Here is a 20,467-nt window from a genome sequence, read left to right as displayed (position 1 = left end):
GAAAAAATGTCTACAATTTTATTTCAGCGAGCGCTTTGCAACATTGCAGGATCTGTCAGCGGAAGTAGCCAACGTGGCTGATCTTGTTTCAAGCCGCCGCGCCGTGATCGATCAACAATCCAGCCGCGCGCCTCGATCTGCTTGCCCTTCAACGCCTGCAACCGAGCATTGTCGAATTGTCCGACCAGATTGGGGGCAACGCGCAATACAAGCGCACCCTGCAACTCGATCCAGGTTCCGCCACGATTGCGCTGAACCTTGCTCACACGGCCACTGACCACGGCGAAACCTGAACGCTGGATCTGCGCCGCTTTCAGCACCGGCGACTGCCGCCAGAGACCCCGGCCAGCCTGTCGCGCACTGCGCTCGGCGGCTTGCTGACACGTGACTAAATCGATATTCGGCGCGACCGCGACCTGAAAGCCGAGGCCATCGGCGAGCATCTGCGCTTCAAGATTGGCGCCGCTGGCGCTGTAGAGGTGTGCGAGCGTGCGGCCGTAGTGGTCTTTCGCCTGCTTGCCGAGGCGCAAACCGAGCTGGCCATTGCTGTCGGCCACTAATGATTCCAGACGTTTGCGCGCCGCCACCGCGAACGGCTCGTCACTGCGGCCCTGCTTTCCCAGCTCAGGTGTATTGAGGCCGATCATCCGCACACTGCGCCCGTCGCTCAGGCGCACGGTGTCGCCATCGACCACGTGCTGCACCGTGACGCGGGTCAGCCCTACGGGGGTGGGGCAGAACGCCTGCGCGGCGGACAGCCAAATCGCAGACACAAAAAAGGCGCCCACAAGGGACGCCTTTTTCAGCAATGAGGAAAAGCCCATCGGGCCTTTCAACTTTACTCTGCAGCAGCAGGCTTCTTGCCGAAAGCACCGAAACGGTCTGCGAAGCGCTGAACGCGGCCGCCAGTGTCCAGAGTCTTTTGCTTACCGGTGTAGAACGGGTGGCATTCGTTGCAAACGTCGATCGCCAGAGGCTTGGCCAGGTTCGAACGAGTTTCGAACTTGTTGCCACAGCTGCAGGTAACTGCGGTGACTTCGTATGTTGGATGAATATCAGCTTTCATGATGTCTTCCTCAGGCTGCGTGCCGCCATCCAACACTATTGTTGAATACCGCACGTAATTAGGCCGCGGATTCTACCAGACCTTTTAAATCACGCAAGCTGTCACCGAGACCGACCGTCTGCTAGGCTCCCGACCTTGAACGCATTCCCCTGTGGGAGCGGGCTTGCTCGCGAATGCGTTGTGCCAGTCAATGATTTAGCGCCTGACACGCCGCATTCGCGAGCAAGCCCGCTCCCACAATTGATCTGCGCTCAGCCTTCTTTTTGTGTTGATAGAGATCCCCCCGCGTGCCCGACGCCATTCTGCGCCTCGCTTTGCCTTCGCCCCTGCGCCGCCTGTTCGATTATCGAGCGCCGGCCGGCGTGCTGCGCGAGCAATTGCAGCCGGGCATGCGTTTGCGCGTGCCGTTCGGTCGACGCGAAATGATCGGGATTCTGGTCGAAGTCACCGACACCAGCGAAGTGCCGGTGGAGAAACTCAAACCGGCGCTGGCCCTGCTCGACACGACGCCGCCGCTACCGCCAGCGCTGTTCAAGCTGTGCCTGTGGACGTCGCAGTATTATCAGCACAGCCTCGGCGACACCTTGAGCTGGGCGCTGCCGGTGCTGTTGCGTCAGGGCGAACTGGCCGAGGCGCGTCAGGAACGTTTCTGGTCAGCCGCCCCCGGTGCCAGCCTTGATGATCCGCGTATCGCCCGCGCGCCGCGTCAGCGTGAGGCGCTCGCCACATTGGCCCAGCACCCGCACGGCGTCGCGCATCAGTTGCTGAGCAAACTGATGCTGAGCAAAGACAGCCTCGACCTGCTGCTGGCCAAAGGTCTGGTGCAAGTCGAGATCCGCCGCCATGCACCGGGCTTGCGCCATGAACATTGGCTGGCGCAACCGGAGCTGCCGCTGAACAGCGAGCAACGCGCCGCGTACGAAGCGATTCGCGCCGGTTTCGACAGTTATCACGCCTTCCTGCTGGCCGGCGTCACCGGCAGCGGCAAGACCGAAGTCTATTTACAGTTGATCCGCGAAACCCTCGAAGCCGGCAAGCAGGCACTGGTGCTGATCCCGGAGATCAACCTCGGCCCGCAGACCCTGGCGCGCTTCGAGCAACGCTTCAACGCGCGCATCGCCCTGTTGCACTCGGCGGTCAATGATCGCGAGCGCCTCGAAGCCTGGCTCGCCGCCCGTGATGGCGAGGCCGACATTATTATCGGCACCCGTTCGGCGCTGTTCACGCCGATGAAAAATCCCGGCCTGATCATCATTGATGAAGAACATGACGGCTCCTATAAACAGCAGGAAGGTTTGCGCTACCACGCCCGCGATCTGGCGCTGGTGCGTGCGCGGCAGGAAAACATCCCGATCGTGCTCGGCTCCGCCACGCCTTCGCTGGAAAGTCTGCACAACGCCTACACCGGACGTTACGGCCTCCTACGCCTGAATGAGCGTGCCGGTGGCGCCAAGCAGCCACGTTTCCTACGCTTGGATGTAAAAAGCCGTCCACTCGACAGCGGGATTTCCGGGCCGATGCAACAAGCCATCGGCCAGACCCTCGCCAACGGCCAGCAGGTGCTGGTGTTCCTCAACCGTCGCGGCTTTGCGCCGACGCTGCTGTGCCACGATTGCGGCTGGATGTCCGAGTGTTCGCGTTGTGATGCACGGATGACCGTGCATCAGCGTTATGGCGAGTTGCGCTGCCACCATTGCGGCTACGTCGAGCGCACGCCGCGCCAGTGTCCGAAGTGCAACAAGGTCGATTTGCGTCCGGTGGGCGCCGGCACCGAGCGCGCCGAGGAACGGCTGGCGATTCTGTTTCCCGACTATCCGGTGCTGCGCGTCGACCGCGACAGCACCTCGCGCAAGGACGCGATGAATCAGCTGTTCGCGACGATTCAGAAGGGCCAGCCGTGCATTCTGGTCGGCACACAGATGCTCGCCAAGGGTCACCACTTTCCACGGGTGACGCTGGTGTCGATTCTGGATGCCGACGGCGGGCTGTTCTCCGGCGACTTCCGCGCCAGCGAGCGCATGGCGCAGTTGATTGTTCAAGTGGCCGGGCGCGCCGGGCGAGCGGAAGAGCCGGGCAAGGTGATCATTCAGACGCATCTGGCCGACCATCCTTTATTGGTGCAACTCACCGAGCAGGGTTATTTCGCCTTTGCCGAGCAGGCTTTGAGCGAACGTCGTGCGGCCGGGCTGCCGCCATTTGCGCATCTGGCGCTGTTGCGCGCTGAGGCACACAAACCGGGGCAGGCGGAAGGGTTTCTCGATGAGGCGTGCAGCGAGGCGGAGCGCTTGCTGGCGGAGCAGAATCTGAGCGGGATTGAACTGCTCGGGCCGGTGCCGGCGCCGATGGAGCGACGGGCCGGGCGTTATCGTGCGCAGCTGTTGTTGCAGGCGTCGGCGCGGGCGCCATTGCACCGATTGTTGACCAGTTGGCTGTTGGCGCTGGAGCAGATGCCGAGCGGGCGGGCGGTGCGTTGGTCCTTGGATGTCGATCCCGTCGATTTGTATTGAAGATCAAAAGATCGCAGCCTTCGGCAGCTCCTACAGGAAAACCCAGATCCCCGTGTAGGAGCTGCCGCAGGCTGCGATCTTTTGCTTTTAATGTCACCACATATCCACATCCTGCCTGCTAAGGTTGGCAAGCCCGTCTTCGCAACGGATAATGCCCAGTTTTTCCACCCGCGCATCGATGCGCCGCCGCGCTTGCGGTCGAAAGAGAAGACCATGAAAGACACCATTCGCCAGCTGATCCAACAAGCCCTCACCCAACTCGTCAACGAAGGTGTGTTGCCTGAAGGCCTGTCGCCGGCGATTCAGGTGGAGAACGCCCGTGACAAAACCCACGGCGATTTCGCCAGCAACATCGCGATGATGCTGGCCAAGCCTGCGGGCATGAAGCCGCGCGATCTGGCGGAAAAAATCATCGCCGCGCTGCCGGCTGACGAAAACGTCACCAAAGCCGAAATCGCTGGCCCGGGCTTCATCAACTTCTTCCAGAACACTCAGGCTTTGGCCTCGCGTCTCGACGCTGCCTTGGCTGATGCCCATGTTGGCGTGCGCAAGGCCGGCCCGGCGCAGCGCACCGTGGTCGACCTGTCGGCACCGAATCTGGCCAAAGAGATGCACGTCGGCCACTTGCGTTCGACCATCATTGGCGACGGCGTGGCCCGCGTCCTCGAATTCCTCGGCGATGAAGTGATCCGTCAGAACCACGTCGGCGACTGGGGCACCCAGTTCGGCATGCTGATGGCGTATCTGCAGGAAAACCCGATCACCAGCGACGAGCTGTCGGATCTGGAAAACTTCTACCGCGCCGCCAAACAACGTTTCGATGAATCCGAAGAATTCGCCGACCGCGCCCGTGGCCTGGTGGTCAAGCTGCAGGCCGGCGATGCTGATTGCCTGGCGCTGTGGACGAAGTTCAAGGACATCTCGCTGTCGCACTGCCAGAAAATCTACGAACTGCTCAACGTCAAACTGACCATGGCCGACGTGATGGGCGAAAGCGCCTACAACGACGACCTGATCAACGTGGTCAACGACCTGAAAGCCGCTGGCATGCTGGTCGAGAGCAACGGCGCCCAGTGCGTGTTCCTCGACGAATTCAAAAATGCCGATGGCGACCCGCTGCCGGTGATCATCGTCAAGGCTGACGGCGGTTACCTGTATGCCACCACTGACTTGGCGGCCGTGCGCTACCGCAGCGGCAAACTGAAAGCCGATCGCGCGCTGTACTTCGTCGATCAGCGTCAGGCCCTGCACTTCCAGCAAGTGTTCGCCGTGGCGCGCAAGGCCGGTTTTGTAACCCATCCGATGGAGATGGAACACATGGGCTTCGGCACCATGAACGGCGCCGATGGCCGTCCGTTCAAGACCCGTGACGGCGGCACCGTGAAGCTGATCGACCTGCTGACCGAAGCGCAGGAACGTGCCTACAACCTGGTTAAAGAGAAGAACCCGACACTGGCCGAAGACGAACTGCGCAACATCGCCAAAGTCGTCGGCATCGGCGCGGTGAAATACGCCGACCTGTCGAAGCACCGCACCAGCGACTACAGCTTCAACTTCGACCTGATGCTGAACTTCGAAGGCAACACCGCGCCGTACCTGCTTTACGCTTACACCCGCGTCGCCGGTGTGTTCCGCAAGCTGGGCAAGGACTTCAGCGAAGTCGACGGCCAGATCGTTCTCGAAGCCGAGCACGAACAAGAGCTGGCGGCGAAACTGGCGCAGTTCGGCGAAGTGCTGAACAACGTGTCCGACAAAGGCACGCCGCACATTCTCTGCACTTATCTGTATGACGTTGCCGGTCTGTTCTCCAGCTTCTACGAGAACTGCCCGATCCTCGCCGCCGAAACGCCGGCCCAGATGCAGAGCCGTCTGCGTCTGGCCGCGCTGACCGGTCGCACCCTCAAGCAAGGCCTGGAGCTGTTGGGTCTGGAAACTCTGGAGCGTATGTAAGTTGGCTGCCAAGAAAAAACCTGCACCCAAGCGTGGCGCCAGCCGTTACCAAGCTCCTGCGAAGCAACCGATTCCGGGTTGGCTGTGGATGGCCATCGGCCTGACGGTCGGCGCGTTCATCGTGTTTCTGATGAAGCTGGAGCCGGGCAAGGGCAGCGACACGGTCAAGCGTGAGAAAGTCGAGCAAGCCCAACAGCAGAAAGCGTCGAAGATCGCCGAGGCCAACAAGACCCCGCCGAGCCCGACCCAGCCTGTGAAACCGAAGTACGACTTCTACACCCTGCTGCCGGAATCGGAAGTGATCGTGCCGCCCGACGCCGTGCCGGAGAAAACCCTGCCGACGCCACAAGTGCCGACCACTCCGGTGACCCCGGCGGAAGCGGCGAAAATCGACACTGCGCGTGCTCAGGCGGCGCTGGCCGGGATCACCCCGCCACCGGCGCCACCGGTGAAAGCGGCGCCCGTGACCAAGTTCTTCCTCCAGGCCGGTTCGTTCCGCAAAGAGGCGGACGCGGACAAAGTGCGTGCGCAGATCATTCTGCTCGGCCAGGCGGTCGCGGTTGAATCGGGCACGGTGAAAGATGAAACCTGGTACCGCGTGCTGGTCGGCCCGTTCAGCAACCGCGAACAACTGACCACAGCGCAGAAACAACTGGCGGGCAGCGGTTTTAGCAACCTGTTGTTACAACAACGCCAAAGCCGCTGACCCTCCGTAGAAAACCGCTCCCACAGGCGACGCAACCCCCCTGTAGGAGCTGCCGCAGGCTGCGATCTTTTGATTTTGCTTTCAGATCAGGATCAAAAGATCGCAGCCTTCGGCAGCTCCTACAGTTGGTCACCGCTCGTCCCTTCTCCGGCACTAAGGTTGAAATCCTCTCCAGCACCCCCATATGAATGGGCATAAGGCACTTTCGCCCCGCTGTGTGGAGACTCTTCCCTTGACCACCATCGTTTCAGTCCGCCGTCACGGCAAAGTCGTCATGGGCGGCGACGGCCAGGTTTCTCTCGGCAATACCGTGATGAAAGGCAACGCGAAAAAAGTTCGTCGCCTGTACCACGGCCAGGTCATCGCCGGATTTGCCGGTGCCACCGCCGACGCCTTTACCCTCTTCGAACGCTTCGAAGGCCAGCTTGAAAAACATCAGGGCCATCTGGTGCGCGCTGCGGTCGAACTTGCCAAAGAATGGCGCACCGACCGCTCCCTGAGCCGCCTCGAAGCGATGCTCGCGGTTGCCAACAAAGACGCTTCCCTGATCATCACCGGCAACGGTGACGTGGTCGAACCCGAAGACGGCCTGATCGCCATGGGTTCCGGCGGCGGCTACGCACAGGCTGCGGCCAGCGCCCTGCTGAAAAAGACCGACCTGTCGGCTCGCGAAATCGTCGAAACCGCCCTCGGTATCGCCGGCGACATCTGTGTATTCACCAACCACACTCAGACCATTGAGGAGCAGGATCTCGCTGAATAAGCCTGACGCGGCCCAGTGCCACGGCTTGTTTTTGCTTGAGGACCGTCAACTACTATGTCCATGACTCCCCGCGAAATCGTCCACGAACTCAACCGTCACATCATCGGCCAGGACGATGCCAAACGCGCCGTCGCGATTGCCCTGCGCAACCGCTGGCGCCGCATGCAGCTGCCTGAAGAGCTGCGCGTTGAAGTGACCCCGAAGAACATCCTGATGATCGGCCCGACCGGTGTCGGTAAAACCGAGATCGCCCGTCGTCTGGCGAAACTCGCCAACGCGCCGTTCATCAAAGTCGAAGCGACCAAGTTCACCGAAGTCGGCTACGTCGGCCGTGACGTCGAATCGATCATCCGTGATCTGGCCGACGCGGCGCTCAAGTTGCTCCGTGAGCAGGAAATGACCCGCGTGCGCCACCGCGCCGAAGACGCTGCCGAGGATCGTATCCTCGACGCGCTGCTGCCGCCGGCACGCATGGGCTTCAGCAATGAAGAAGCGCCAAGTTCCGATTCCAACACCCGTCAGCTGTTCCGCAAGCGTCTGCGCGAAGGTCAGCTGGATGACAAGGAGATCGAAATCGAAGTCGCCGAAGTGGCCGGCGTCGATATCTCCGCGCCACCGGGCATGGAAGAAATGACCAACCAGTTGCAGTCGTTGTTCGCCAACATGGGCAAGGGCAAGAAGAAGTCGCGCAAGCTCAAGGTCAAAGAAGCGCTGAAGCTGGTGCGTGACGAAGAAGCCGGGCGTCTGGTCAACGAAGAAGAGCTGAAAGCCAAAGCGCTGGAAGCGGTTGAACAGCACGGCATCGTGTTCATCGACGAAATCGACAAAGTCGCCAAGCGTGGCAATGTCGGCGGCGCCGATGTCTCCCGTGAAGGCGTGCAGCGCGACTTGCTGCCGCTGATCGAAGGCTGCACCGTCAACACCAAACTGGGCATGGTCAAAACCGACCACATCCTGTTCATCGCGTCCGGTGCGTTCCACCTGAGCAAGCCGAGCGATCTGGTGCCTGAGCTGCAAGGTCGCCTGCCGATCCGCGTTGAACTGAAAGCACTGAGCCCGTCGGACTTCGAACGCATCCTCAGCGAACCGCACGCCTCGCTCACCGAGCAATACTGCGCACTGCTGAAAACCGAAGGTTTGAACATTCAGTTCCAGCCGGAAGGCATCAAGCGCATCGCCGAGATCGCCTGGCAGGTCAACGAGAAAACCGAGAACATCGGTGCCCGTCGCCTGCACACCCTGCTTGAGCGTCTGCTCGAAGAGGTGTCGTTCAGCGCCGGCGATATGGCCAGCACCCACGATGAGAAGCCGATTCTGATCGACGCCGAATACGTCAACAGCCACCTCGGCGAATTGGCGGAGAACGAAGACCTGTCCCGTTATATCCTGTAGGTCACCTTCCCTGTAGGAGCTGCCGCAGGCTGCGATCTTTTGATTTTGATTTTTAACAGACAAGATCAACAGATCGCAGCCTTCGGCAGCTCCTACAGGGTGTTCCTCTAGTCGGATGACCTGCAATGACTATTATCCCCACCGACATCAAACTGCACAAAGCCTCGAAAACCCTGACGCTCAAATACGCGTCCGGCGAGGAGTACACCCTGCCCGCCGAATTTCTGCGCGTGCATTCTCCCTCCGCCGAGGTTCAAGGCCACGGCAATCCGATTCTGCAATTCGGCAAGATTCACGTCGGTCTGAGCAAAGTAGAACCGGCCGGTCAGTACGCACTGAAACTGACCTTCGACGACGGTCACGACAGTGGTCTGTTCACCTGGGAATACCTCTACGAGCTGGGGCGACGATTTGACGCACTCTGGGCCGATTATCTCGCCGAGCTCAAAGCTGCCGGAAAAACCCGCGATCCCGACGAGTCGATCGTCAAGCTGATGCTCTAGTCCGAGCCTCGCGCTCTTTAGAGGGCATTTTCTAACTTCATCTGTTTGAATGCTCCGCTGTGAGGCCGAGGATCGGCCCGCTTGCGAAAAAAATTAAACTCGGGTAACCAATGGAGCTGGCAAGTTCCCTGCAGTGCACTACGACTGTAAAACAGCTATGCAGAATTAACGGTCACCCGAGCAGTAGTACCTGGCATTGGCTGTGGAACTGCACAGCAGAAAACCGGGTACTCGTCTCAGGACAATGGAGCGTCGTAGATGAGTAACAAGAATAACGATGACTTGAAGTACCAAGCCTCGGAAAACACCTTGGGGCTTAATCCTGTCGTTGGGCTACGTGGAAAGGATCTGCTCGCCTCTGCTCGTATGGTGCTGAAACAGGCCATCAAACAACCGATCCATAGCGTCAAGCACGTCACCCATTTCGGCCTTGAGCTGAAGAACGTGTTGTTCGGCAAATCCGAACTGCAACCGGCCGGCGATGACCGTCGCTTCGCCGATCCTGCGTGGAGCCAGAACCCGCTCTACAAACGTTATCTGCAAACCTATCTGGCGTGGCGCAAGGAACTCCACTCCTGGATTGATGACAGCAGCCTCTCACCGAAAGACATCGCGCGCGGCCACTTCGTCATCAACCTGATGACCGAAGCCATGGCCCCGACTAACTCGGCGGCCAACCCCGCAGCGGTCAAACGTTTCTTCGAAACCGGTGGCAAGAGCCTGCTCGACGGCCTCTCGCATCTGGCCAAGGATCTGGTACACAACGGCGGCATGCCGAGCCAGGTCAACATGGGCGCATTCGAAGTCGGCAAGAGCCTCGGCGTGACCGAAGGCGCGGTGGTGTTTCGCAACGACGTACTGGAGCTGATCCAGTACAAGCCGATCACCGAGCAAGTCCACGAGCGTCCATTGCTGGTGGTGCCGCCACAGATCAACAAGTTCTACGTATTCGACCTCAGCCCGGACAAGAGCCTGGCGCGGTTCTGCCTGCGCAATAACGTGCAGACGTTTATCGTCAGCTGGCGCAACCCGACCAAGGCGCAGCGCGAGTGGGGCCTGTCGACGTACATCGATGCACTGAAAGAAGCGGTCGACGTGGTCACCGCAATTACCGGCAGCAAAGACATCAACATGCTTGGCGCCTGTTCCGGCGGCATCACCTGCACCGCCCTGCTCGGCCACTACGCGGCGATCGGCGAGAAGAAGGTCAACTCCCTTACGCTGCTGGTGAGCGTGCTCGACACGACGCTGGACAGCGACGTCGCCCTGTTTGTCGACGAGCAGACCCTGGAGACCGCCAAGCGTCATTCGTATCAGGCCGGCGTGCTCGAAGGTAAAGACATGGCCAAGGTCTTTGCGTGGATGCGCCCGAACGACCTGATCTGGAACTACTGGGTCAACAACTACCTGCTCGGCAACGAGCCACCGGTGTTCGACATCCTGTTCTGGAACAACGACACCACACGGTTGCCGGCGGCGTTCCACGGCGACCTGATCGAGATGTTCAAAAACAACCCACTGATCCGCCCGAATGCACTGGAAGTGTGCGGCACGCCGATCGACCTCAAGCAGGTCACCGCCGATATCTTCTCGCTGGCCGGCACCAACGACCACATCACACCGTGGAAGTCCTGCTACAAGTCGGCGCAGTTGTTCGGTGGCAAGGTGGAGTTCGTGCTGTCGAGCAGCGGGCACATCCAGAGCATCCTCAATCCGCCGGGCAACCCGAAATCGCGCTACATGACCGGCGAAGAAATGGCCGCGAATGCCGATGACTGGCAAGAGAACTCGACCAAGCATACCGATTCCTGGTGGCTGCACTGGCAGGCCTGGCAGGCCGAGCGCTCGGGCAACCTGAAAAAGGCCCCGCTGAAACTGGGCAACAAGGCACATCCGGCGGGCGAAGCTTCGCCGGGCACATACGTACACGAGCGGTAACTGACACACCTCGTTTCCCCGAACTGTGGGGTGAAACTGTGGTGAGGGGATTTATCCCCGATGGGCTGCGAAGCGGCCCCAAAACCAGCTGACGCGGTAGTTCTGAAAAACCGCGCGTGATGATTTTGCGACTGCTGCGCAGCCGATCGGGGATAAATCCCTTCGCCACAGGGTTCACGCCGACAGAGGAGAACGGGTGTACTTGAAATCCACAGGGCCTGACGCATGCCGCAACCGTTCATATTCCGTACCGTCGATCTGGATGGGCAGACCCTCCGCACGGCGGTACGCCCCGGCAAGCCTCACTTGACGCCCTTGCTGATTTTCAACGGCATCGGCGCCAACCTGGAGCTGGTGTTTCCGTTTGTCGCGGCGCTGGATCCGGATCTGGAAGTGATCGCTTTCGACGTCCCCGGTGTCGGCGGCTCTTCGACGCCTAATCGGCCGTACCGTTTTCCCGGTCTGGCCAAACTGACGGCGCGGATGCTCGATTACCTCGACTACGGGCAGGTCAACGTCATCGGCGTGTCGTGGGGCGGTGCGCTCGCGCAGCAATTCGCCTACGACTACCCCGAGCGCTGCAAGAAACTGGTGCTGGCGGCGACCGCTGCCGGTGCGGTGATGGTGCCGGGCAAACCGAAAGTGCTGTGGATGATGGCCAGCCCACGGCGCTACATTCAGCCCTCGCACGTGATCCGCATCGCACCGCTGATCTATGGCGGCTCGTTCCGCCGCGACCCGACCCTGGCCGCCAGCCACGCGGCGAAAGTGCGTTCGGCGGGCAAGCTCGGTTATTACTGGCAACTGTTCGCCGGCCTCGGCTGGACGAGCATTCACTGGCTGCACAAGATCCATCAGCCGACGCTGGTGCTGGCCGGCGACGACGATCCGCTGATCCCGCTGATCAACATGCGCATGCTCGCCTGGCGCATTCCCAACGCGCAGCTGCACATCATCGATGACGGCCACCTGTTCCTGATCACCCGCGCCGAAGCCGTGGCGCCGATCATCATGAAATTCCTCCAGGAGGAGCGTCAGCGCGCCGTGATGCACCCGCACCCGACACCGCTCGGCGGCTAAGGTCAGCGGCAGGCTTTATGCAGGGCTTTACCCGCAATTCGTGGCAGGACGCCACGCAAGCAGCAACCCGTAACAGCGTCTATGGTGTTCTGGTTCGGTGAGTGTGTTTTTGGCCTGAAGACGAAGGAGTGTTGAGTCATGCGCGACAAACCAGCGACGGGCGTGGTGCCCAGCCCCGCCGTGTTCATCAACGCACAGAGTGCGATCACCGGATTGCGCGGTCGCGACTTGCTCTCGACCCTGCGCAGCGTGGCCGCCCACGGTTTGCGTAACCCGGTGCACAGCGCGAAACACGCCTTGAAGCTCGGCGGCCAGTTGGGCCGCGTCCTGCTCGGTGAAACCCTGCACCCGACCAATCCGAACGACAGCCGTTTCGCTGACCCGGCGTGGAGCCTCAACCCGTTTTACCGCCGTAGCCTGCAGGCGTATCTGGCCTGGCAGAAACAGGTCAAAAGCTGGATCGACGAAAGCGACATGAACCCGGAAGACCGCGCCCGCGCGCACTTCGCCTTCACCCTGCTCAACGACGCGGTGGCGCCGTCCAACACTTTGCTCAATCCGCTGGCAGTGAAGGAGCTGTTCAACTCCGGCGGCCACAGTCTGGTGCGCGGCCTCAGTCATTTGTTCGATGACTTATTGCACAACGACGGCTTGCCACGGCAAGTGACCAAGCAAGCTTTTGAAGTCGGCAAAACCGTCGCGACCACTACCGGCTCGGTGGTGTTTCGCAACGAGATGCTTGAGCTGATCCAGTACAAACCGATGAGCGAAAAGCAGTACGCCAAGCCGCTATTGGTGGTGCCGCCGCAGATCAACAAGTACTACATTTTCGACCTGAGCCCGCAGAACAGCTTCGTCCAGTACGCGCTGAAAAACGGTTTGCAGACGTTCATGATCAGTTGGCGCAACCCTGACGTGCGCCATCGCGAATGGGGCCTGTCGACCTACGTCGAAGCCGTGGAAGAGGCGATGAATATTTGCCGGGCGATCACCGGCGCCCGCGAAGTCAATCTGATGGGCGCTTGCGCTGGCGGGCTGACCATCGCCGCCCTGCAAGGACATTTGCAGGCCAAGCGGCAGCTGCGCCGGGTCTCCAGTGCGACCTATCTGGTCAGCCTGCTCGACAGCGAAATCGAGACCTCGGCCACGCTGTTTGCCGATGAACAGACCCTCGAAGCGGCCAAGCGTCGCTCGTATCAAAAGGGCGTGCTTGATGGCCGCGACATGGCCAAGGTCTTCGCGTGGATGCGCCCCAACGATTTGATCTGGAGCTACTTCGTCAACAACTACCTGTTGGGCAAAGAGCCGCCGGCCTTCGACATTCTCTACTGGAACAACGACAACACCCGCCTGCCCGCCGCGTTTCACGGTGACTTGCTGGACTTCTTCAAGCACAACCCGTTGACCCACCCGGGTGGACTTGAGGTGTGCGGCACGCCGATCGACTTACAGAAAGTCACCGTCGACAGCTTCAGCGTCGCCGGCATGAACGACCACATCACGCCGTGGGATGCGGTGTATCGCTCGACCTTGCTGCTCGGTGGTGACCGACGCTTTGTGCTGTCCAACAGCGGCCATGTGCAGAGCATTCTCAACCCGCCGAGCAACCCGAAAGCCGCGTACGTCGAGAACGCCAAGATGAGCAGCGACCCGCGCGCCTGGTACTACGACGCCAAACACGTCGACGGCAGCTGGTGGCCGCAGTGGCTGGAATGGATACAGCAACGCTCCGGCGCCCAGCACGAAACCTCGTTCACCCTCGGCAACCCGAACTATCCACCGATGGAGGCAGCGCCCGGTACCTACGTGCGCGTGCGCTGACGCTTAACCGAACTTTTCTAAGAAGACTGGATGAAAACCCGCGACCGGATTCTCGAATGTGCTTTGCAACTGTTCAACGAAAAGGGCGAGCCGAACGTCTCCACCATGGAAGTTGCCAACGAAATGGGCATCAGTCCGGGCAACCTCTACTACCACTTCCACGGCAAGGAACCGCTGATTCTCGGGCTGTTCGAACGCTTCCAGAATGAACTGGCGCCGCTGCTTGATCCTCCATCGGATGTGGAACTGGCACCGGAGGATTACTGGCTGTTTTTGCATTTGATTGTGGAGCGGTTGGCGCAGTATCGGTTCCTGTTTCAGGACTTGTCGAACCTGGCGGGCCGGTTGCCGAAACTGGCCAAGGGGATACGTCATCTGCTCAACGCGCTGAAGCGCACGCTGGCTTCGTTGCTGGCGCGGTTGAAGGCGGCGGGGCAGTTGGTCAGTGATACCCAGGCGTTGGGGCAGTTGGTGGAGCAGATCACCATGACGCTGCTGTTTTCGCTGGATTATCAGCGGATTCTGGATCGTGAGGGTGAGGTGCGGTTGGTCGTGTACCAGATCATGATGTTGGTGGCACCGCACCTGCTGCCGCCGGTGAAGGTCGCCACCGAACGTATGGCCCTGCAATACCTTGAAGATCATGACTGAAATCAAAAGCCCCTCACCCTAGCCCTCTCCCGGAGGGAGAGGGGACTGATTGGGGGATGTTTGAGATGTACGCCGACCTGCGGCTGTTTTGCCGAATCCATAATCGATAAGGTCTTTCAGGTCGGCGTATAGCTTGAGACACCTCGGTCGGCCCCCTCTCCCTCCGGGAGAGGGCTGGGGTGAGGGTCAGCTTCAAAAACGCCACAAACAAAAACGCCCGACCTTCACAGGCCGGGCGTTTTGTTTTGCCCTGAAAAAATCAGGACTGACTGGTTGGCGTCGACGGGGTCGATGCGGCAGTCGGGTTTGCCACTGGAGTCGGTGCGGCGGCGGAGTTCGACGCGCTTACCGGAGCTGCCGGGGTGGCAGGTTTGGCTGCAGCAGGTGCTGCTGGCTTCGGCGCTGCGGCTTTCGGCGCGGCCGGTTTTTTCACTGCGGGTTTTTTCGCTGCTGCCGGTTTGGCCGCAGGCTTGGCAGCCGGTTTAGCGGCAGCGGTTTTCGCTGCTGGCTTGGCGGCCGGTTTGGCTGCTGCTTTTGTCGCAGGTTTAGCGGCTGGTTTCGCAGCGGCCTTAGCGGCAACCGGTTTGGCAGCTGCTTTAGCGGCAGGCTTGGCGGCGGCAGTTTTTGCAGCCGGTTTAGCGGCGGCCTTAGCTTTCGCTGCCGGCTTGGCCGCTGCTTTTGCTGCAGGTTTAGCCGCGGCTTTTACCAGTGGCTTGGCCGCGGTTTTAGCAGCAGGTTTGGCCGCTGCCGTTTTAGCAGCAGGTTTTGCCGCAGCCGTTTTCGCCGCCACAGGCTGAGCTTTCAGACCGGTGAGTTTTTCGATCTGCTTGGTCAGTGTGTCGACCTTGCTGTTGAGCGCTTTGACTTCATTGCGGCTCGGTACGCCCAGGCGCGAAATCGCGCTGTTCAGGCGCTTGTCGAAAGCCCCTTCCAGCTCGTCCCACTTGCCCAGTGCGCGATCTTTCACGCCGCTGATGCGCGACTTGGCCGACGAAGCGGAATCCTTGGCGGCATCGACTTTTTTGCCGACTGCAGACTTGGTGAGCTTCTCGGCTTTCTCGCCGTCTTTGACCAATGTATCGAAGAGCTTGCTGCCGTCAGTGTCGATCTTCGAGTACACGCCTAAACCAGCCAGCCAGATTTTGCGGGAGTAGTCTTCGACTTTCCCGATCCACGAGCTGCCTTCTTTATCGGTGTTCTTTTTACCAGCCATCCCGTTCTCCTTAAGATTTACGCGCGACGCGTTCGAGCAATGCCGTCAGCTCATCGAGCTTAGCAGAGAGTGTCTCAACGTCATGTTTAGACGGAATGCCGATACGATTCAAGGCGCTTGCGACACGGGAGTCGAACGCCTTCTCGACCTTGTCGAGCTGAACTTCGACGCGACCTTTGAAAGAACTCACTTCGCCCTTCGCTTCATCGATCTCGGCGTTGGCCGCTTCGAGTTTTTCGGTGACGGCTTTTTTGCCTTTCTTTTCAACAGCTTGACCAGCTTTGATCAGCTCTTGAAAGTAGTCGCTGCCCTCTTGGCCGACCTTGGCGTAGGCACCCAGGCCTGCCAGCCAGATCTTGCGGGCATAGGATTTGACGTCGCTCAGAGCGGTTGTCGAAGCGTCGATTTTTTTCTTCAAAATTACTTTGGCCATGGTGCACCTCACGCGCAGAAGGTTTGAGGAACTGCCCGCGAAAGTGTCGGGCTCAGGCACAAAGTAGGTAGAAAAATTAGAAACGGCACCCTAACAACTGACATAAATCGGTGTTGCCTGAACGAAGGCTGCGATCTTTTGATGTTCAGACCAGCGCTTTATCGAGGGCTTTTTCGATTTCGGCTTTGATCATGCCGCTCATGGCCGACATCATCAGGCCCAGCTCGACGTCGACCTTGATCGAATCGTCCGCCACATGCACCGCGCCTTTCACGCCTGAGCGTTTGAGGTTCAGGGTGTCGCCCGACCATTGCGGCTCCAGGCCATATTGATCGGAGAGTTTTTGCGCCAGCTTGTCGGCCTTCTCGCGGGCGGCTTCCTTACCCAGGTTGTGGGCACGCTCAACAGTGATTTTGGCCATTGATTGACTCCTGCTTTTTGAATGGGGCGAAAAATGTGTGTCGGTAAATCTTGACCGCCGCTGCGGCAAATCGTCCCGAAGGTTGCCCATCTTACCTTTAGCCATTCCAAGACAAAGCATGGCTTGGGGATTAGAATGTCGCGCATTCTCTTTTGGTGACAGCGATATGACTGATCAGCGCAAAGGCAGCGATGCCGAACCCACCACTCACTTCGGCTTCAAAAACGTTCCGGAAAGCCAGAAAGCGGAAAAAGTCGCTGAGGTTTTCCACTCGGTAGCCGCCAAGTACGACCTGATGAACGACCTTCTGTCGGGCGGCATGCACCGTTTGTGGAAGCGTTTCGCGATCGAACTGTCGGGCGTGCGCAGCGGTAACCGCGTGCTGGACATCGCCGGCGGTACCGGTGACCTGACCAAAAAATTCTCGCACCTGGTCGGCCCGACCGGTCAGGTCGTTTTGGCTGACATCAACGAATCCATGCTCAAGGTCGGTCGTGACCGCCTGCTGGATCTGGGTGTCGCCGGCAACGTCGAATTTGTTCAGGCGGACGCGGAAAAGCTGCCGTTCCCGGACAACCATTTCGACTGCGTGACCATCGCCTTCGGCCTGCGCAACGTGACGCACAAAGAAGACGCGCTGCGTTCGATGCTGCGCGTGCTCAAGCCTGGCGGTCGCCTGTTGGTGCTGGAATTCTCCAAGCCGACCAACGCGCTGATGTCGAAAGCCTACGACGCCTACTCGTTCGCCTTCATGCCGCTGATGGGCAAGCTGATCACCAACGACTCGGAAAGCTATCGCTACCTGGCCGAATCGATCCGCATGCACCCGAATCAGGAAACCCTGAAGTCGATGATGGTCGACGCCGGTTTCGACCGCGTGACCTATCACAACATGACCGCAGGCATCGTCGCCCTGCACCGTGGCATCAAGCCCTGATGTTACTTACCGGGCTGCTCGCCAGCGTTGAACTCGGCCTCAACCGGGTGCTGCGTCTCGACAGCACGGCGCTGCCGCGGCTGGCGCATTTGACCGGCAAAGTGATTGCCGTCGACTGCCGCAGCCCGGCGCTGCAACTGTTCATTTTGCCGAGCGACGAAGGTCTGATGCTGGCCTCGCACTGGGAAACCGGTGTCGACTGCACCCTGCGTGCGCCGGCTTCGAGCCTGATCAAACTGGCCGTGAGCAAAGACAAGACCGCGGTGCTGCACGCCCCGGAAGTCGAACTCGATGGCGACAGCGGCGTGCTGCTGGAGCTGGCCGGCGTGCTGCAAGACCTTGAGCTGGACTGGGAGTACGAACTCTCGCGCTGGCTCGGCCCGGTCGCCACGCAATTGATTGGCGGTCACTTGCGCAGCCGCGCGCGCTGGTATCAACAAGGATTTGCCAGCCTCAACCAGAACCTCGCCGAATACCTCGCTGAAGAATCGCGCACCCTCGTCGGGCAGCGCGAAGCCGAAGCGCGGTTCAGTGAACTGGACCGGATCAAACTTGATCTGGAACGTCTCGAGGCGCGCTTCGAGCGCCTTTCCCGATCCCTCGACCCAAGCGATAACGCATGAAGCTGCTTGCCGTCCGCCGTCTGTTGCGCATCCAGCGCGTCGTGATCCGCTACCGTCTCGATGACCTGCTGTTCGATCTGCCGCTGCCCTGGTTCCTCCTCGCGCTGCGCTATGTGCTGCCGTGGCGCTGGTTCCCGCGCAAGCCGCTGGATCTGAGCCGGGGCGCGCGTTTGCGTCTGGCGTTGCAGGATCTCGGGCCGATTTTCATCAAGTTCGGGCAGATTCTCTCGACCCGCCGCGACCTGCTGCCGGAAGACATCGCCGATGAGCTGATGCGCTTGCAGGATCGCGTGCCGCCGTTCGATTCGCAGCTGTCGATCAAGCTGATCGAAGAACAGCTCGGCAAGAAAATCAGCGACGTGTTCAGCCGTTTCGACGTCGAACCGCTGGCCTCGGCCTCGGTGGCGCAGGTGCATGCCGCGCAGTTGAAAACCGGCGAAGAAGTGGTGGTTAAAGTGATCCGCCCGGGCCTGAGACCGATCATTGCGCAGGATCTGGCGTGGCTGTTCATCCTCGCCCGCGCCGCTGAAAAGCTCTCGGCCGACGCGCGTCTGCTGCACCCGGTCGACGTGGTGCAGGACTACGAAAAAACCATTTATGACGAACTCGACCTGCTGCGCGAGGCGGCCAACGCCAGCCAATTAAAGCGCAACTTCGAAGGTTCGCCGCTGCTATACGTGCCGCAAGTCTATTGGGACTGGTGCCGGCCGAAAGTGCTGGTGATGGAGCGCATCTACGGCATTCAGGTGACGGATCTGGCGACCCTCGCCGATCAACGCACCGACATGAAAATGCTCGCCGAACGCGGCGTGGAGATCTTCTTCACCCAAGTGTTCCGCGACAGTTTCTTCCACGCCGACATGCACCCGGGCAACATCTTCGTCAGCACCGTCAATCCGTGGAGCCCGCAATACATCGCGATCGACTGCGGCATCGTCGGCAGCCTGACCCCGGAAGACCAGGATTATCTGGCGCGCAACCTGTTCGCTTTCTTCAAGCGTGACTACCGGCGTGTGGCGCAATTGCACATCGATTCGGGCTGGGTGCCGGCAGAAACCAAACTCAACGAATTCGAAGCGGCAATCCGTACCGTGTGCGAACCGATCTTCGAAAAACCGTTAAAAGATATTTCATTTGGCCAGGTGCTGATGCGCCTGTTCCAGACCGCACGCCGTTTCAACATGGAAGTGCAGCCGCAACTCGTGCTCCTGCAAAAGACCCTGCTGAACATCGAAGGCCTCGGCCGTCAGCTGTATCCGGATCTGGATCTGTGGAACACCGCGCAGCCATTCCTCGAGCGCTGGATGCGCGAGCGCGTCAGCCCGAAAGCCTTGCTCGGCAACGTGCAGAGCCAGTTCGAACAGTTGCCGCATCTGGCGAATATGGCCCGCGATCTGCTCGAACGCATGTCCCAGCCGCACGCCTACGACCCGCCGCCGCCGTGGCATAAACGCAAGGACGACTGGCTCCTGCGCCTGCTCGGTTGCGCGCATCTGGCCGGCGGGGTGATCCTCGCCATCGGTGGCCCGCTAAACGAATTGGGGCACTGGCCAGCCGGAATCATGGTGGCAGTCGGCTTGTATCTGGTCGTTCGCCGATAGCACGAATCAGCTGCAAGTTATAAGCTGCAAGCTTGAAGCTACAAGCACACCGCAACTGCTTTTACTTGCAGCGTGAAGCTCGCAACTCGAAGCTGCTTCTGTCAGGAATTGAAGATGAAAAACTGGCTGGACGAGATCAAATGGGACGCTGATGGCCTGGTGCCGGCGATTGCCCAGGATCACAAGACCGGACGTGTATTGATGATGGCCTGGATGAACCGCGAAGCGCTCGAACTGACCGCTGCGGAACACCGTGCCATCTACTGGTCACGCTCCCGTGGCAAGCTGTGGCGCAAGGGCGAAGAGTCCGGTCATGTGCAGACCCTGCATGAAATGCGTCTGGACTGTGACGCCGACGTGATCATCCTGATGGTTGAACAGATCGGCGACATCGCTTGCCATACCGGCCGTCAAAGCTGTTTTTATCGTGTCTTCGAAAACGGCGACTGGAAAACCGTCGATCCGGTTCTCAAAGACCCGCACGCCATCTATTCCGCAGGACACAAACATGAGTGACACCCTGACCCGCCTGGCCGAAGTGCTCGAAGAGCGCAAAGGCGCAGCTGCCGACAGCTCATATGTAGCTAGTCTGTATCACAAGGGTTTGAACAAAATTCTGGAGAAAGTCGGCGAAGAGTCGGTCGAAACCATTATTGCCGCCAAAGACGCCGCCATCAGCGGCGACTGCAGCGATGTGATCTACGAGACCGCCGACCTGTGGTTCCACAGCATGGTCATGCTCGCCCAACTGGGGCAGCATCCGCAGGCTGTGCTCGATGAACTGGATCGTCGCTTCGGTCTGTCCGGACACGTCGAGAAAGCCTCGCGTCCGTCCGCCTGAACAATTTTTTGAGAGGAACAG

The 20,467-nt window shown here is 59.9% G+C and carries 20 protein-coding genes; 15 read left to right on the top strand and 5 right to left on the bottom strand.

What is annotated here, in order from left to right; genetic code table 11:
* Positions 1–23: 23 nt before the first annotated feature.
* Positions 24–824: a thermonuclease family protein gene (locus tag KFS80_RS11150; protein WP_212544819.1), complete on the bottom strand. Its 801-nt coding sequence runs from the start codon at positions 822–824 to the stop codon at positions 24–26.
* A 14-nt stretch (positions 825–838) separates the two neighbouring features.
* The gene (gene rpmE, locus KFS80_RS11145; protein ID WP_053116643.1) at positions 839–1,066 is read right to left on the bottom strand and encodes a 50S ribosomal protein L31; all 228 of its coding nucleotides are present in this window, start codon (positions 1,064–1,066) and stop codon (positions 839–841) included.
* 287 nt (positions 1,067–1,353) lie between these two features.
* Between rpmE and KFS80_RS11140 the strand changes: the two genes are divergently transcribed.
* From KFS80_RS11140 to KFS80_RS11095, 10 genes are all read left to right on the top strand, one after another.
* On the top strand, positions 1,354–3,573 hold the full coding sequence (locus KFS80_RS11140; RefSeq protein ID WP_053116642.1) for a primosomal protein N': 2,220 nt from the start codon (positions 1,354–1,356) through the stop codon (positions 3,571–3,573).
* 213 nt (positions 3,574–3,786) lie between these two features.
* Positions 3,787–5,523 carry an arginine--tRNA ligase gene (argS, locus tag KFS80_RS11135; protein ID WP_212544818.1) on the top strand — a complete coding sequence of 579 codons (1,737 nt, stop codon included), beginning with the start codon at positions 3,787–3,789 and terminating at the stop codon, positions 5,521–5,523.
* A 1-nt stretch (position 5,524) separates the two neighbouring features.
* Complete coding sequence (locus KFS80_RS11130; protein ID WP_159811618.1) at positions 5,525–6,229, top strand: SPOR domain-containing protein; 705 nt, start codon at positions 5,525–5,527, stop codon at positions 6,227–6,229.
* Between the two features lie 232 nt (positions 6,230–6,461).
* A complete protein-coding gene (gene hslV, locus KFS80_RS11125; RefSeq protein WP_016984593.1) occupies positions 6,462–6,992 on the top strand; it encodes an ATP-dependent protease subunit HslV in 531 nt (176 codons plus the stop codon).
* 54 nt (positions 6,993–7,046) lie between these two features.
* The gene (hslU, locus tag KFS80_RS11120; RefSeq protein WP_053116639.1) at positions 7,047–8,384 is read left to right on the top strand and encodes an HslU--HslV peptidase ATPase subunit; all 1,338 of its coding nucleotides are present in this window, start codon (positions 7,047–7,049) and stop codon (positions 8,382–8,384) included.
* A 125-nt stretch (positions 8,385–8,509) separates the two neighbouring features.
* Positions 8,510–8,887, top strand: a complete 378-nt coding sequence (locus KFS80_RS11115) for a gamma-butyrobetaine hydroxylase family protein (RefSeq protein WP_159811617.1) — start codon at positions 8,510–8,512, stop codon at positions 8,885–8,887.
* A gap of 258 nt (positions 8,888–9,145) precedes the next feature.
* Complete coding sequence (gene phaC / locus KFS80_RS11110; protein ID WP_212544817.1) at positions 9,146–10,825, top strand: class II poly(R)-hydroxyalkanoic acid synthase; 1,680 nt, start codon at positions 9,146–9,148, stop codon at positions 10,823–10,825.
* Between the two features lie 225 nt (positions 10,826–11,050).
* Positions 11,051–11,905: a poly(3-hydroxyalkanoate) depolymerase gene (phaZ, locus tag KFS80_RS11105; protein WP_007909378.1), complete on the top strand. Its 855-nt coding sequence runs from the start codon at positions 11,051–11,053 to the stop codon at positions 11,903–11,905.
* A gap of 138 nt (positions 11,906–12,043) precedes the next feature.
* Positions 12,044–13,726: a class II poly(R)-hydroxyalkanoic acid synthase gene (phaC, locus tag KFS80_RS11100; protein WP_053116635.1), complete on the top strand. Its 1,683-nt coding sequence runs from the start codon at positions 12,044–12,046 to the stop codon at positions 13,724–13,726.
* Between the two features lie 30 nt (positions 13,727–13,756).
* On the top strand, positions 13,757–14,377 hold the full coding sequence (locus KFS80_RS11095) for a TetR/AcrR family transcriptional regulator (RefSeq protein ID WP_038360043.1): 621 nt from the start codon (positions 13,757–13,759) through the stop codon (positions 14,375–14,377).
* 259 nt (positions 14,378–14,636) lie between these two features.
* On the opposite strand, the gene KFS80_RS11090 is transcribed toward KFS80_RS11095, so the two are convergent.
* From KFS80_RS11090 to KFS80_RS11080, 3 genes are all read right to left on the bottom strand, one after another.
* A complete protein-coding gene (locus KFS80_RS11090; RefSeq protein ID WP_212544816.1) occupies positions 14,637–15,590 on the bottom strand; it encodes a phasin family protein in 954 nt (317 codons plus the stop codon).
* A 10-nt stretch (positions 15,591–15,600) separates the two neighbouring features.
* Entirely contained in the window at positions 15,601–16,023 is a 423-nt protein-coding gene (locus KFS80_RS11085) for a phasin family protein (RefSeq protein WP_212544815.1), read from the bottom strand.
* 145 nt (positions 16,024–16,168) lie between these two features.
* Positions 16,169–16,444: a polyhydroxyalkanoic acid system family protein gene (locus KFS80_RS11080; protein WP_038360037.1), complete on the bottom strand. Its 276-nt coding sequence runs from the start codon at positions 16,442–16,444 to the stop codon at positions 16,169–16,171.
* A 166-nt stretch (positions 16,445–16,610) separates the two neighbouring features.
* Here KFS80_RS11080 and ubiE point away from each other — a divergent pair, with 166 nt between their 5' ends.
* The 5 genes from ubiE (at position 16,611) to KFS80_RS11055 (ending at position 20,446) form a co-directional block, all read left to right on the top strand.
* Positions 16,611–17,381 (top strand): bifunctional demethylmenaquinone methyltransferase/2-methoxy-6-polyprenyl-1,4-benzoquinol methylase UbiE, encoded by a 771-nt coding sequence (gene ubiE, locus KFS80_RS11075; protein ID WP_008080626.1) that lies wholly within the window; start codon positions 16,611–16,613, stop codon positions 17,379–17,381.
* Positions 17,381–18,004, top strand: coding sequence for a ubiquinone biosynthesis accessory factor UbiJ (locus KFS80_RS11070; protein WP_064117077.1), 624 nt, complete (start codon positions 17,381–17,383; stop codon positions 18,002–18,004). Before ubiE ends, KFS80_RS11070 begins: the two co-directional genes overlap by 1 nt.
* A complete protein-coding gene (ubiB, locus tag KFS80_RS11065) occupies positions 18,001–19,605 on the top strand; it encodes a ubiquinone biosynthesis regulatory protein kinase UbiB (RefSeq protein ID WP_212544814.1) in 1,605 nt (534 codons plus the stop codon). The genes KFS80_RS11070 and ubiB overlap by 4 nt, the downstream gene beginning before the upstream one ends.
* A gap of 114 nt (positions 19,606–19,719) precedes the next feature.
* A complete protein-coding gene (gene hisI / locus KFS80_RS11060) occupies positions 19,720–20,121 on the top strand; it encodes a phosphoribosyl-AMP cyclohydrolase (RefSeq protein ID WP_212544813.1) in 402 nt (133 codons plus the stop codon).
* Positions 20,114–20,446 carry a phosphoribosyl-ATP diphosphatase gene (locus KFS80_RS11055; RefSeq protein ID WP_007909355.1) on the top strand — a complete coding sequence of 111 codons (333 nt, stop codon included), beginning with the start codon at positions 20,114–20,116 and terminating at the stop codon, positions 20,444–20,446. The genes hisI and KFS80_RS11055 overlap by 8 nt, the downstream gene beginning before the upstream one ends.
* The last annotated feature ends 21 nt before the right edge of the window (positions 20,447–20,467 follow it).

It is taken from the genome of Pseudomonas rustica (genome assembly GCF_018336155.1).
In the GTDB taxonomy this organism is placed as follows: domain Bacteria; phylum Pseudomonadota; class Gammaproteobacteria; order Pseudomonadales; family Pseudomonadaceae; genus Aquipseudomonas; species Aquipseudomonas rustica.
This window is presented reverse-complemented; position numbering and strand designations above follow the sequence as displayed.

What these genes read in the sequence shown, in the direction of transcription:
- hisI (WP_212544813.1), top strand. Translation starts at nt 19,720, where the DNA reads ATGAAAAACTGGCTGGACGAGATCAAATGGGACGCTGATGGCCTGGTG.
- phaZ (WP_007909378.1), top strand. Translation starts at nt 11,051, where the DNA reads ATGCCGCAACCGTTCATATTCCGTACCGTCGATCTGGATGGGCAGACC.
- KFS80_RS11070 (WP_064117077.1), top strand. Translation starts at nt 17,381, where the DNA reads ATGTTACTTACCGGGCTGCTCGCCAGCGTTGAACTCGGCCTCAACCGG.
- KFS80_RS11055 (WP_007909355.1), top strand. Translation starts at nt 20,114, where the DNA reads ATGAGTGACACCCTGACCCGCCTGGCCGAAGTGCTCGAAGAGCGCAAA.
- argS (WP_212544818.1), top strand. Translation starts at nt 3,787, where the DNA reads ATGAAAGACACCATTCGCCAGCTGATCCAACAAGCCCTCACCCAACTC.
- KFS80_RS11080 (WP_038360037.1), bottom strand. Translation starts at nt 16,444, where the DNA reads ATGGCCAAAATCACTGTTGAGCGTGCCCACAACCTGGGTAAGGAAGCC.
- rpmE (WP_053116643.1), bottom strand. Translation starts at nt 1,066, where the DNA reads ATGAAAGCTGATATTCATCCAACATACGAAGTCACCGCAGTTACCTGC.
- hslU (WP_053116639.1), top strand. Translation starts at nt 7,047, where the DNA reads ATGTCCATGACTCCCCGCGAAATCGTCCACGAACTCAACCGTCACATC.
- KFS80_RS11090 (WP_212544816.1), bottom strand. Translation starts at nt 15,590, where the DNA reads ATGGCTGGTAAAAAGAACACCGATAAAGAAGGCAGCTCGTGGATCGGG.
- KFS80_RS11150 (WP_212544819.1), bottom strand. Translation starts at nt 824, where the DNA reads ATGGGCTTTTCCTCATTGCTGAAAAAGGCGTCCCTTGTGGGCGCCTTT.
- KFS80_RS11085 (WP_212544815.1), bottom strand. Translation starts at nt 16,023, where the DNA reads ATGGCCAAAGTAATTTTGAAGAAAAAAATCGACGCTTCGACAACCGCT.
- KFS80_RS11115 (WP_159811617.1), top strand. Translation starts at nt 8,510, where the DNA reads ATGACTATTATCCCCACCGACATCAAACTGCACAAAGCCTCGAAAACC.
- phaC (WP_053116635.1), top strand. Translation starts at nt 12,044, where the DNA reads ATGCGCGACAAACCAGCGACGGGCGTGGTGCCCAGCCCCGCCGTGTTC.
- ubiB (WP_212544814.1), top strand. Translation starts at nt 18,001, where the DNA reads ATGAAGCTGCTTGCCGTCCGCCGTCTGTTGCGCATCCAGCGCGTCGTG.
- KFS80_RS11095 (WP_038360043.1), top strand. Translation starts at nt 13,757, where the DNA reads ATGAAAACCCGCGACCGGATTCTCGAATGTGCTTTGCAACTGTTCAAC.
- phaC (WP_212544817.1), top strand. Translation starts at nt 9,146, where the DNA reads ATGAGTAACAAGAATAACGATGACTTGAAGTACCAAGCCTCGGAAAAC.
- ubiE (WP_008080626.1), top strand. Translation starts at nt 16,611, where the DNA reads ATGACTGATCAGCGCAAAGGCAGCGATGCCGAACCCACCACTCACTTC.